Annotated in this window: 12 protein-coding genes and 1 pseudogene; 6 read left to right on the top strand and 7 right to left on the bottom strand. The window is 34.2% G+C overall.

The window, feature by feature from the left end:
• From ACTJFD_RS08600 to ACTJFD_RS08615, 4 genes and pseudogenes are all read left to right on the top strand, one after another.
• A pseudogene (locus ACTJFD_RS08600) lies at positions 1-176 on the top strand (ISL3 family transposase); the annotation flags it as partial.
• A gap of 34 nt (positions 177-210) precedes the next feature.
• On the top strand, positions 211-408 hold the full coding sequence (locus ACTJFD_RS08605) for a hypothetical protein (RefSeq protein WP_442260938.1): 198 nt from the start codon (positions 211-213) through the stop codon (positions 406-408).
• A 124-nt stretch (positions 409-532) separates the two neighbouring features.
• Entirely contained in the window at positions 533-718 is a 186-nt protein-coding gene (locus tag ACTJFD_RS08610; protein ID WP_442260939.1) for a hypothetical protein, read from the top strand.
• 129 nt (positions 719-847) lie between these two features.
• The gene (locus tag ACTJFD_RS08615) at positions 848-1,264 is read left to right on the top strand and encodes a tyrosine-type recombinase/integrase (RefSeq protein ID WP_442261090.1); all 417 of its coding nucleotides are present in this window, start codon (positions 848-850) and stop codon (positions 1,262-1,264) included.
• A 93-nt stretch (positions 1,265-1,357) separates the two neighbouring features.
• Here ACTJFD_RS08615 and lepA read toward each other — a convergent pair whose 3' ends face one another.
• Entirely contained in the window at positions 1,358-3,193 is a 1,836-nt protein-coding gene (gene lepA / locus ACTJFD_RS08620) for a translation elongation factor 4 (protein WP_442260940.1), read from the bottom strand.
• A gap of 124 nt (positions 3,194-3,317) precedes the next feature.
• Here lepA and ACTJFD_RS08625 point away from each other — a divergent pair, with 124 nt between their 5' ends.
• Positions 3,318-4,541 (top strand): GNAT family N-acetyltransferase, encoded by a 1,224-nt coding sequence (locus tag ACTJFD_RS08625; RefSeq protein ID WP_442260941.1) that lies wholly within the window; start codon positions 3,318-3,320, stop codon positions 4,539-4,541.
• 60 nt (positions 4,542-4,601) lie between these two features.
• On the opposite strand, the gene ACTJFD_RS08630 is transcribed toward ACTJFD_RS08625, so the two are convergent.
• Together ACTJFD_RS08630 and clpB are read right to left on the bottom strand one after the other, a co-directional pair.
• Positions 4,602-4,889: a type III secretion system protein PrgN gene (locus ACTJFD_RS08630; protein WP_442260942.1), complete on the bottom strand. Its 288-nt coding sequence runs from the start codon at positions 4,887-4,889 to the stop codon at positions 4,602-4,604.
• Between the two features lie 124 nt (positions 4,890-5,013).
• Entirely contained in the window at positions 5,014-7,620 is a 2,607-nt protein-coding gene (gene clpB / locus ACTJFD_RS08635) for an ATP-dependent chaperone ClpB (RefSeq protein WP_442260943.1), read from the bottom strand.
• 177 nt (positions 7,621-7,797) lie between these two features.
• On the opposite strand from clpB, the gene ACTJFD_RS08640 reads away from it, so the two are divergent.
• A complete protein-coding gene (locus tag ACTJFD_RS08640) occupies positions 7,798-8,589 on the top strand; it encodes a histidinol-phosphatase HisJ family protein (RefSeq protein ID WP_442260944.1) in 792 nt (263 codons plus the stop codon).
• A 57-nt stretch (positions 8,590-8,646) separates the two neighbouring features.
• Here the strand turns inward: ACTJFD_RS08640 and ACTJFD_RS08645 are convergent, their stop codons facing one another.
• The 4 genes from ACTJFD_RS08645 to ACTJFD_RS08660 form a co-directional block, all read right to left on the bottom strand.
• On the bottom strand, positions 8,647-9,510 hold the full coding sequence (locus tag ACTJFD_RS08645) for a GNAT family N-acetyltransferase (RefSeq protein WP_442260945.1): 864 nt from the start codon (positions 9,508-9,510) through the stop codon (positions 8,647-8,649).
• A 338-nt stretch (positions 9,511-9,848) separates the two neighbouring features.
• Positions 9,849-11,081 carry a peptidase T gene (gene pepT, locus ACTJFD_RS08650; RefSeq protein ID WP_442260946.1) on the bottom strand — a complete coding sequence of 411 codons (1,233 nt, stop codon included), beginning with the start codon at positions 11,079-11,081 and terminating at the stop codon, positions 9,849-9,851.
• 24 nt (positions 11,082-11,105) lie between these two features.
• A complete protein-coding gene (locus ACTJFD_RS08655) occupies positions 11,106-12,224 on the bottom strand; it encodes a Nif3-like dinuclear metal center hexameric protein (protein ID WP_442260948.1) in 1,119 nt (372 codons plus the stop codon).
• Entirely contained in the window at positions 12,221-12,925 is a 705-nt protein-coding gene (locus ACTJFD_RS08660; protein WP_442260950.1) for a tRNA (adenine(22)-N(1))-methyltransferase, read from the bottom strand. The genes ACTJFD_RS08655 and ACTJFD_RS08660 overlap by 4 nt, the downstream gene beginning before the upstream one ends.
• Positions 12,926-12,928: the final 3 nt, after the last annotated feature.

The following is a 12,928-nucleotide window of genomic DNA, read 5'->3' on the forward strand; positions in this document are numbered from 1 at the left end:
CAAAACTTTGTCAGGTTTCAATTCAGACAGTAATACGTGTTCTTCGTTCTGTTGAAGACCAACTTCCTAACCTTGCAAAACCAATTTCTTTACCAAAGGTTTTAATGGTGGATGAATTTCTCTCTCACGCGACAGAACATCATAAAATGAGCTTCATTTGTGCCGATGGAGAAACTACTGAATATGGTGAGTTAGTAGTTCCTGAATTTAGTGACAGATAATCAAGGTGAGTTATACTTCAAAGATAGCATTAATAACATTATTTATGATGCTGAAACAAATGAAACTAATATTTACTTTGATAGTAAAAATAACCAAGATTCTTATTTGAAATTTAGTGGAAATATTAGAGAATCTCTAAACATTGGAGATAATTTACAATTAACTATGGATATTATAATATTATAAGTTTAGATGGGGAAAATAAAATAAAAGTTCCATCATATGGAAAATATTTATTAGACAATGAAAATAAAGCTCCCCTACTACAAAATTTTGTAAAAGAATAAACTATTTAGGAATGTGCTTGAATATGAAAAAACTTTTTGTAATATTTCAAACAATATTAAACTTCATAGCATTAAACGTAATTTTTGATAGAGTGGCTAACATACTTATTCCTATTGCTCCTATGGGTGCATTTCTAGGTATCTTATATTGGGGTATTTTATTGTTATTATCTTATGCTATTGCAGTTCGTTTTAAAAATAAAGATTAATTTGCTTAGTATAACGTGATTTATATAAACTCTAATCATTTTTAGAGAAAAACATGGAGAAATACCTTATAAAATATTCAAAGCCCTCAGATCGATTCTGAGGGCTTTTTAACTAGTAATAAATAGATAATAGGAACACCTAAGACACAATCATCTTACCGAACAATCCATATTGGTCCTTCTCTCCTATCGTTATTAAAAAAATATAAGCTCAGACAAAAAGAGAATAAATTATTTTACAGAGATTTTTATACTCAAACTGAATTTGTTTGCACTAAAGAAAACGGTGAGCCAGTTACGTTAAACTCAATTAAATGGTACACAGAGAAATATCGTAAAGAAAGTGGCGTCGATTATAATTTCCACTCATTTAGGCACACTCATGCTACTATGCTTCTTGAAAACGGAGCGAAACCAAAAGAGATACAAGTCCGTCTTGGTCATTCAAGGTTGGCCACAACTATGGATACGTATGCTCATGTTATCAAAAAAATGAAAAAAGAAACAGTTGATATCTTTGAAAATATAATGAGAAATGAGGCATAAAAAATCCAACATTCTTCCAACGTTTATTAAAATTGTTGGAAGAATGTTGGAAAATACTATTATTCAGTTAATCACGGTTTGCACAAACCCTTACTACTTCTTAGGTTCGTCCTCATCCATCTTAAGAACCGCCATGAAGGCTTCTTGCGGAACTTCCACGGATCCAATAGATTTCATACGTTTTTTACCTTCTTTTTGTTTCTCTAACAATTTACGTTTACGGGAGACATCTCCACCGTAACATTTAGCCAAAACATTCTTACGTAAGGCTTTAATATCTGTACGAGCGACGATTTTAGTACCGATAGCCGCTTGAATTGGTACCTCGAATTGTTGGCGAGGAATTAATTTTCTTAGCTTATCAACAATCAAACGTCCACGCTCATAAGCAAATTCTTTGTGAACAATAAAACTTAGTGCATCGACCGTTTCATTATTTAAAAGAATCTCCATCTTCACTAAATTACTTGGTCGATAACCGATTAATTCATAATCAAAGGATGCATAACCTTTTGTACTCGATTTTAATTTATCAAAGAAATCAAACACAATTTCCGAAAGCGGAATATTATAAACCACATTGACACGATACTCATCAAGATAATCCATCGTGACAAACTCACCCCGTTTACGTTGTGAAATTTCCATCACAGCTCCAACGTATTCATTTGGCACCATAATTTGAGCCTTAACAAATGGTTCCTCAACCGAATCGATGACACTTGGTTCAGGAAATTCCGCAGGGTTATCAACCACTTGTTGCGTACCATCTGTTCGATTAACATGATAAATTACTGAAGGTGCTGTAGTTATCAAATCTAAGTTGAATTCACGTTCTAAACGTTCTTGGATAACATCCATATGTAATAATCCTAAGAAACCACAACGAAAACCAAATCCTAAAGCCTGAGATGTTTCTGCTTCAAATTCTAAAGCTGAGTCATTTAATTCTAGTTTTTCCAACGCCTCTCTTAAATCAACGTTTTTAGAGGTATCAATTGGATATAATCCACAATAAACCATGGGATTCATTCGGCGATAACCTTGTAGCGCTTCTTCCGCAGGATTATCAGCTAATGTGATCGTATCCCCAACACGTGCATTTTGAATATTTTTAATACTTGCGGTGATATAACCTACATCTCCAACCATTAAGAATTCACGTTTAACGGCTTTCGGAGAGAAAATACCAACTTCTGTGACTTCATACTCTTTTCCATTGCTCATTAGCTGGATAGTATCTCCTGGTTTAACAACACCATCCATCACTCGAATATTAAGAACTACCCCACGATAGGCATCATAAACTGAATCAAAAATCAAAGCTTTTAATGGCGCTTCAAGCTCTCCGATTGGTGGTGGAACAAGCTCAACAATTTGCTCTAAAATATCTTCAATTCCAATTCCTGATTTGGCACTTGCTAGAACAGCTTCGCTAGCATCAATACCAATAACTTCTTCAATTTCACCACGCACTCTTTCAGGGTCAGCTGCTGGTAAATCAATTTTATTAATGACTGGTAAAATTTCTAAATCGTTGTCAATTGCTAAATAAACATTAGCTAATGTTTGCGCTTCAATTCCTTGGGCCGCATCTACTACGAGTACTGCTCCTTCACAAGCAGCTAAACTTCTGGAAACCTCATAAGTAAAATCGACGTGTCCCGGTGTATCAATTAGGTGAAAAATATACTCTTTTCCATCTTTCGCATTATAAGTTAGTTCGACGGCATTCAATTTAATAGTAATGCCACGTTCTCTTTCTAAATCCATTGAATCTAGTAATTGTTCTTGCATTTCACGATCAGAAACCGTTTCAGTTTGTTGTAAGATACGGTCTGCTAATGTAGATTTTCCATGATCAATGTGTGCTATGATGGAGAAGTTACGAATAGACTGCTGCCTCTTTCTCATTTCATCAAAATTCATAAATATCTCCTACTTTCTTTTCAATCAGCATTTCTTATTATATCAACCTTTTGTCCCTTTTTAAAGTATTTTCCAATAGAGTTTGTTATAATGATGAAGAATATAGAGATTAGGAGAATTTTTAATGGATGCAAAGGAAGTTAAAAAGCACTTAACTTTAAAAAAAGTTGAATTAAAACATTTAAAACAGTTTAATGAATTACTTCGTTATGTTTTTCAAGTCACTGATTCTGATTTAGAAGAAGGAGGCTACGAAGATGAATCAGAAATTATTCGTGCCAAACGACCCGTTTTACGTGAAGCCGATGTTTATGGATGGTTCAATAATGAGGATAAGTTGATTTCACAAATTGCAATTTATCCTTGTGAAGTTAATATTCATGATACGATTTACAATATGGCAGGTGTGACTGGGATTGGAACCTATCCTGAATACACCAATTTAGGTTTAATGAGTGATTTAATTAGTTTAGGTTTAAAAAAAATGCGTGAAAATGGGCAATCGATTTCTTATCTTTTCCCGTATAGTATTCCTTATTATCGCCGTAAAGGCTGGGAAATCATGTCAGATAAAATGGCATTTGAAATCAAAGATTCTCAACTTCCAAAACAAGTCAGTGTTCCTGGTTATGTTGAACGTGAAAATATTGATCATGAGGATGTTTTTAAAATCTATGATCAATTTGCAACGGTCAATCATGGTGCCATGGTTAGACAGGATTTAAATTGGGAAGAGTATTGGCGTTGGGAAAATGAAGAAGAACGAACAGCAGCCATTTACTATAGTGCCGATGGTGAACCTTTGGGCTTTTGTTTTTACTGGATTGCAGAAGAAGTTTTTCATATTAAAGAGATGGTTTATTTAAATCAAGAAGCTCGTAAAGGCTTATGGAACTTTGTATCTGCTCATTTTTCAATGGTTGAGCTTGTCCAAGGGGAAACATTCAAAAACGAACCTATTGCTTTCCTTTTCGAAGATAGTGAAATCAAAGAAACGATTGAACCTTATTTTATGGCACGGATTGTTGATGTTGAGAAGTTTATTAGAAAATATCCCTTCATCACCACTGGTAAACCTTTTCATTTTGTGGTCGATGATGCCATTGCAGATTGGAATAACCGTATTTTCAGTCTTACTTGGGATGAATTTGACCAATTGACAATCTCTGATCAGCCGATTGGAAATCCTGTCTATCTTGATATCCAAACACTAACTGCTTTATTTATGAGTTATCGACGTCCCTCGTATTTGTATCGAATTGAACGCTTAAAAACAGATAAAGAAACTCTACGAACGTTAGAAAGAATTATTCCAGATCAAGTGGCTTATTTTAGCGACTATTTCTAAAAATAAAAATCCCTTAAAGATTTAGAAGTTAATCTTCTATATTTTTAAGGGATTTTTTATTCAAATATATTTTTTGCTTTTTTTAAATTCTTTTTGATGGTGTTGATATTCTATTTCCAAACTCAAAAGCTCTGAATAAACCCAATCCATACTTTTACTCGTTGCTAAAGATAAGGAATAAATAAAAGAGACGGGTAAGCTTTTTACTTTTCGTTCTCGACTAATCCACGTGGCAACTGTAGATTGAGGATAATCAAAAAGTTCACAAAACTCATTAACCGTTAACCCAATTGAACGAATGATAAAAGTATTGATAGGGTGTGGATAAACAAAAGTATTGGTAGACATGGCGGGTAAACCTCCTTTTAAAATATTATTGATTTTGCGATAATAGTTTCATTTATATTAACATTTTTATTCGAATTTGCAAAGAAAGAACCAATAAGCAACTAGCTTATTGGTTCTTTCTTTCTTACGGTTCAATTAATTCAGTTAAAAAACTAAGTTTTCCATCGGTTTCTTCTATGATTATTTTTGATTTTGGCGGGATATTTCCACCGATAATCTCTTTAGCTAATGGTGTTTCAACTTCTCTCGTTAAGAAACGTTTGATTGGTCGTGCACCATAAATCGGATCATAGGCTTGTTCAGCAATCCAATTTTTAGCCGCTTCTGAAATTTCTAAATAAATTTCTTGATGCTCCAAGCGATGTGTTAATTGATCTGTCATTTTAACAATAATCTCTTTAACATCATCTAAACTTAAAGGCGTAAATAAAATCGTGTCATCAATTCGATTTAAAAATTCAGGTTTGAAATGAGTTTTCAATAATCCTTCTACTTGATCTACTGCTTCAGGTGTAATGTCTCCCTTTTCATTCGTTCCTTCTAATAATATTTGAGATCCTAAATTACTAGTCATAATTAAGACTGTGTTTTTAAAATCAACCACACGACCTTTAGAATCTGTCAAACGACCATCATCTAAAACTTGTAATAAAATATTAAAAACATCTGGATGGGCTTTTTCAATTTCATCTAATAAAACAATCGTATATGGACTACGACGGACTGCTTCCGTCAATTGTCCACCTTCTTCATAGCCTACATAACCAGGAGGAGCTCCTACTAAACGAGAGACACTATGTTTTTCCATGTACTCACTCATATCAACTCTGACCATATGTTCTTCTGAATCAAATAAATTTTCAGCCAAAGCTTTGGCTAGCTCGGTCTTACCAACACCTGTTGGTCCTAAGAATAAAAATGAACCAAGTGGACGATCAGGGTCTTGTAAGCCCGCACGTGAGCGTATAACAGCATCTGCTACTGCATTGACTGCTTCCTCTTGCCCAATCACACGTTCATGTAGAGTTTCATTCAAACGCAAGATTTTTTGCCGCTCACCTTCTTCTAGTTTTGAAACTGGAATGCCTGTTAAACGACCAACAACAATCGCAATTTCTTTTTCAGTCACCACTTCCTGTACGAGTCGAGTTCGGTCACCTTCTTGATCAGCAATTTCCAAATCTTCCAATTCTTTTTGAAGTTTTGGTATCGTTCCGTGTCTCAAAATAGCTGCTTGTTCTAAATCATAAGTACTTTCTGCATTTTCCAATTGTGTTTTGGCTTTATCAATTTCTGCACGTTTTTCATTTAATTTATTTACTTCTTCTTTTTCAGTTTCCCACTGCATTTTAAGCATATTGGCTTCTTCTCGTAACTCAGAAAGCTCTTCTTGTAATATTTCCAAACGACGAACACTTGCATCGTCTTCTTCTTTTTTCAAAGCAGCTTCTTCGATCTCTAACTGCATTAACCGACGAGTCACTTGATCCAATTCGGTCGGCATAGAATTAATTTCAACCCGAATAGTTGCACATGCTTCATCAACTAAATCAATTGCTTTATCAGGTAAAAAACGATCCGTAATATAACGATTAGATAAAGTCGCAGCTGAAACTAAAGCATTATCATGAATTTTAACCCCATGATGAATTTCAAATCGTTCTTTCAATCCACGTAAAATACTAATTGAATCTTCAACGGTCGGTTCTTTAACCAATACTTTTTGGAAACGACGCTCTAAAGCTTTGTCTTTTTCCATGTTTTCACGATATTCATCTAAAGTTGTGGCCCCGATACAGTGTAACTCACCACGGGCTAACATCGGTTTTAACAAGTTTCCAGCATCCATACTCCCCTCTGTTTTACCAGCACCGACAATCGTATGAATTTCGTCGATGAATAAAATGATTCGTCCATCACTTTTTTTAATTTCTTTTAAGACAGCTTTCAAACGTTCTTCAAACTCACCACGAAACTTCGCGCCTGCAATTAACGCTCCCATATCTAAAGAAAAAATAGTTTTATCTTTAAGATTTTCTGGAACATCTTTTCTTACAATACGTTGAGCAAGTCCTTCAACAATCGCTGTTTTACCTACACCAGGTTCTCCGATTAAAACAGGGTTGTTTTTTGTTTTACGTGATAAAATCCGAATAACATCGCGTATTTCTTCGTCTCGACCTATAATTGGATCTTGCGTTCCTTTTTTTACTGCTTGAACTAAGTCAATTCCATATTTTTCTAATGCTTCATATTGTTCTTCTTGATTTTTGGAAGTCACACGATCTCCTCCTCTGAGTTCTTCTATTTTTTCTCTGAGTTTTTTTTCTGTGATTTGATGGGTTACTAAATATTTTGCAAGTGGATGATTTTTTAGTTTAAATAAAGCAAGCACAACAATTTCTGTTGAAAGAAAATCATCACTAAAACTTTCTCTAATCTGGTTGGCTTCATTAAATAAATTAAATAAATTTTGGCTCATACTCTGCCCATACTGCACACTACTTCCAGATATTTGGGGTAATTTATCAATTTCATGATCGATTTCTAGTTCAAATTGGTTAACATCTAAGCCCGCATCTGAATACAAGTTCCGTGCAAAATGATTAGGTTGAACAAAAATTTTCCAAAGATGCACCACATCAATTTCTTGTTGCTTTCTTGTGACTGCAATTTGCTGTGCCTCAGCAATCGCTTGTTGAAGCGTGGTTGTCATTTTTTCAATATCCATTCGTCTTTCGCCTCCTATTCAATTAACCTACAAAAATAGTATAATCGATTGGTTAAAAATGGTCAAAGAAAAACCTCTCGAAAACACAAAATAATTTTATTATGTAAACCTAGTATGCTGCCAACTTATTTTAAAGTTTGTTATAATAAAGACATTACTAGAAAGAGAGGTTTTCCCATGCAATATTATGATCAACATGTCCATACCGCTTATTCTTTCGATTCAACAGAAAAAATTGAAGCCTACATCACCAATCATCAGCCCCACTACTTTGTTACAACAGAGCATCTCGATTTTTCTAATCCTAGTGATGGTGGTTGCGATAGTATTCCAGATTACCTTGCATATACAGAAGAAATAAAAAAGTTAACCCCTCTTTATCCAACTAAATTCTTAAAAGGAATTGAAATAGGATATGTTAAGACGCACCAGAAACAAATAAAAAAATTTCTAGAGAATAAGAATTTTGATTTAATTTTACTAAGCGTTCATCAAGATGGCAACAAAGACTTTATGGATCCCCTTGTACTTGAAGAAAATCCTGAAAAATTAATTGTTGATTACTATACCCGTATGATTGAAGCCATTGAAGTCATGTCTGAAGCTAACATTTTAACTCATTTTGATTATGGTGTTCGGCGATTAAAAATCAGTGTCACAGACTATCAAAAGATTGCTGAGCCTTATTTAGAAAAAGTTTTTCAATTAATCATAAAAAAAGAATTAGCCCTTGAATTAAATGGTAAAAGTTTTAAATCTTATGGTAATCAACACTTATATGAATATGCATTACCTTTATATCAACGCTTGGGTGGTAAACTCTTTACACTTGGCTCTGATGCCCACCAAACGAATAAATATGAATTAGCTTTTTCTGAAATGAAACAGTGTTTAACCAAGCTAAATATTGCTGAACTGGCAACTTATCAAAATCAAACGCTAAAAATGGTACCTCTTATTTTAGATTGATAAAATAAATATAAATAAAACGAGTCCTCTTATTTATAGAAGACTCGTTTTATTAATTTAACAGTGCGACGTGAGCGGAAAAAGAGTTAAATCGTCTATCACTGCTTGTTTTCCTTTAACAAATAACACATCATCATTCACCTCAACAAAAGTAGATTTCACATCTTTCACTGCAAAATAAAGGATAATTTCATGACTTACTAAGTGAGTTAACATCGGTAATATCCTTTGTAATTCAAGAGGATGATCGGCTACAATATCATACAAATGTAAGATTTCGCCCTCTACTTCCATCATGAAAATCGCGTCCAGTTCTTCAGAATAATAAAGGGAATCGGTTAGACCAACAGAAAAGTAAAAAAGTAATAAACTTTGATTGTTTACTACACTTAAAATTGAAGATGAAGGAACTCGAGTCAAAGCTAAACGTTCCAGTAATGAACGATGAGTGCCTAAACTTACTTTTTCGAGGTTTAATTTTTTTTCAAGGCGTTTAGTAGATTCAAAAACATATTTCTTTTCATTTCTTTTTTCAAAACCAAACTTCGGATAAAATTCAAGGACACTTTCATTAGCAAATAAGTAAATAAAATCACACTGATTTTCAAAATCAGCCATTACCATTTCCAATAATTGTCTTGAGAATCCTTGATTTTGATATGCTTTTTCAGTCATAACAGTCCCAATTTGAACAGCTTTGACTGCTTTCCCTTTGACAATTAAATCCATCAAGTAAACAGAGACATTCGCGACTACACGCCCTTCATCCAAAAAAGAATAAGGAATATAATCTTTCTCCCAGTATCCATTTTCATACCATGAGCTAAAGTCTAAACCAAATGTTGTTTGAGCAAGCGTATTAAAATGGTGACGTAATTCTGGATTTTCTCGATAATTTTTAACAAATTGATAGTTTTTCATTTTACTCTTCCCTTCTTATTTTGTCCCCTTAAAATCACTCCTATTTTACCGAATCAACTAAAAAAAGACCTTATGAGTTCGTTTAAACTCATAAAGTCTCCTAAACACAAAGAACAGATTCGTCCCTTCGTATTTTTTATTAACTAAGACTTGGTTTGTTTTAAACTTTTACCGCTATTTAAGGGGACACCAAATAAACTTACGTCATTTGGCCATCCATTAAATTTTAAATTAAGCTGCGGTAATAAGTTTCAACATGCTCCAAAGTCTCCTCTCTTTTAAAGAAATTAAAAATAACACACGAAAATTAAACGGTCAACCTTACCGATAAAACTAATTTAAGCTTTTTGTTCATTTAATTTTGAAATTTCAATAATTAAACTAGTTGCTTTTTCCATACTTTCTACAGCAACAAACTCAAAGCGTCCGTGCATATTCTCGCCACCCGCAAAAATATTAGGTGTTGGTATTCCTAAGAAAGATATTTTAGATCCATCTGTCCCTCCACGAACAGCTTCAATCAACGGTTTAATTCCAATATTGACCATTGCTTCTTCGGCTAAATCGACAATCGATAAATCTTTAGAAATTACTTCACTCATATTGTAGTATTGATCTTTTAATTCTAAGTTAATTCTTTCTTGACCAAAATCAGCATTCATTTTTGCGACAATATGTGTCAATAACTCTTTACGTCCTTCAAACAATTCACGGTCATGGTCTCGAATGATGTAGCCAATGCTTGCTTCCTCTGGAACGCCACTTAAATCTGTCACATGGAAGAAGCCTTGACGACCCTCTGTTTTCTCTGGTACTTCTTCATGAGGGAGTTGGTTGTGTAAATCCATTGCAACTTGTAAAGCATTAATCATCGTATCTTTCGCTGTACCTGGGTGTACATTCTTACCTTGAATCGTTATTGAAGCACCTGCTGCATTAAATGTTTCATATTGTAACTCTCCAACCGGTCCACCATCCATAGTATAAGCAAAATCAACTGGAAATTGATCAACGTCAAATTTATTAGCACCAACACCAATTTCTTCATCTGGTCCAAAAGCAACCATTAATTTACCGTGTTTAATTTCTGGATGATTGATTAAGTAATCCATCGCTGTCATAATTTCAGCAATTCCTGATTTATCATCTGATCCTAAAAGAGTTGTACCGTCTGTTGTAATCAACGTCTGCCCAACATAATTTTTTAGATTAGGAAAATCTGCAGGAGACAAAGTATAACCACTCGTCCCTAATTCAATTATTGAATCGCCATCGTAACCTTCAATGATTTGTGGGTTCACATTTTCAGCGTTAAAATCCGCCGTGTCCATGTGAGCGATAAAACCAATACTACGTACGTCTTTTTCAGTATTACTTGGTAATGTTGCAATAACAAAGCCATTGTCTTCATTATAAAAAACATCACTCATCCCAATTTCTTCAAGTTCTTTTTTTAATGTTTGAGCAAAATCAACTTGAGTCTGTGTTGATGGTGTTGTCGAACTTGTCTCATCCGAACGTGTTTCCGTTTTAACATAACTTAAAAAGCGTGATACTAATTTTTCATACATGGTCATCTCTCCTATTATTATTATTTATCTAAATTTAAAAGGATTGGTATCGACTTCACTTTCAATAAACTCAGCATCCCATCCTTCTTCTTCCTTCCACTGATTAAAAAGTTGAATAAATCTTGGCTTACATACTTCCTCAATATAGTGTCCCGGATCAATCACAGCCAAGCCTTCTTCCAAAATATCATGAGCTGTATGATAATAAACATCACCAGTAATGTAGACATCTGCTTGTTTACGAACCGCTTCAGGATAAAACTTTTCACCACTACCACCGCAAATCGCAATTCGTTGAATTAATTGAGTTTCATCATTACTAATTAATCTTAAACCCTCTAAATTGAAAGTAGCTTTTACTTTCTGAGTAAAAGCGTTTAATGTCATTGGTTCATCTAAATCACCTATTCGTCCAAGTCCATATGTTTTGGTTAAATTATCAAGTGAATAAATATCAAAGACAGGTTCTTCGTAAGGATGGTGATCAGACAAGGTTGCTAAAACTTGAGGATAAAGTGTTTCCAAGAACACAAATTCCAAACGTGCCTCAGGGACTTCTTCAATGTTTTCTAAAGACCCAATCGTTGATATTGCTTGATTAACAGGTCTAAAACGTCCAATTCCATCAGTACGATAACTACACGAATCATAATTATCAGAATACTTACCCACACCAATCGCATGCAATGCATCTCTCAAGTCAGCGACTGCTCCCATTGGAACATAAACAACTAATTTTTTATACTGTAAAGTATGAGTTCGCTTCAAATAAGTGGTGTTTTTTACGTCTAACATCTCACAAAACCAATCATTTAATCCCGGTTCAACAATATCCATATTTGTATGAGCGGCATACACTGCAATCTCATGCTTTAATAAATCAGCATACATTTTTGTTTGAAAATTATCCGTAACCAAACGCTTAATTGGTCTAAAAATAGGGGGGTGTTTAGCAATAATTAGATCCACTTTTTTATCAATCGCTTCTTGTACAACAGAGGGACGAATATCTAAAGTCATCATAATACGTTCGATTGATTTATCGAGCGTACCGATATGTAACCCTACTGGATCACCTTCTTCTGCTAATTCTTGTGGACAATATTTTTCTAACCTTTGAATAAATGTCTTAGCTTCTATCATTCGGTCAATACCTCCTCAATCTTGTTAATTTCGGCTTGATATTGTTTTATTTTTTCTGTTTGATCCTGGCTTGATTGTTGCAATTGTTTGACTACATAATAACGTTGTTCTAATTCATGTCGCCATTTTTTGATAAAAGATTCTGTTTTTTCTTGTCTCAAAAACGGTCCAAACATCAAATCATCTTTCGATAATTGAAGCTTATCAGATACCTTTTCCGCGACAATAATTTCATAAAACTTTTTGTTTTCTTCAAGAATAAGTTCTTTTATAATTCGATAGCCTTGCTCGTTTAAAAAACGACGCAATAATTCTTCACCGACATTAGGCTGTAAAACCAAACGCTCTTGACCCGTTACCTTTTTATTCGCTAAACCACGCGCCAAGATATCCCGAATCAATCCGCCTCCCATTCCACAAATTGTAATGGTTGTAACATCATCTTCTGGATTGATAACATCCAGTCCATCACCGAGACGAACATCTATCTTGTCAGTTAAGCCTAAGTCTTCAACCAATGTTTTAGCTGAGTTAAAAGGACCTTCAACAACTTCTCCAGCAATGGCATGTTTAATACTTTGATGTGTAATCAAATAAGCAGGGAGATACGCATGATCTGATCCAATATCGGCGACAATCGCCCCTTCGTGAACTTCTTTAGCAACTAAGGCTAAACGTCGTGATAAATGTTGATAATCCAATCT

It is taken from the genome of Vagococcus sp. (genome assembly GCF_052102835.1).
In the GTDB taxonomy this organism is placed as follows: Bacteria; Bacillota; Bacilli; order Lactobacillales; family Vagococcaceae; genus Vagococcus.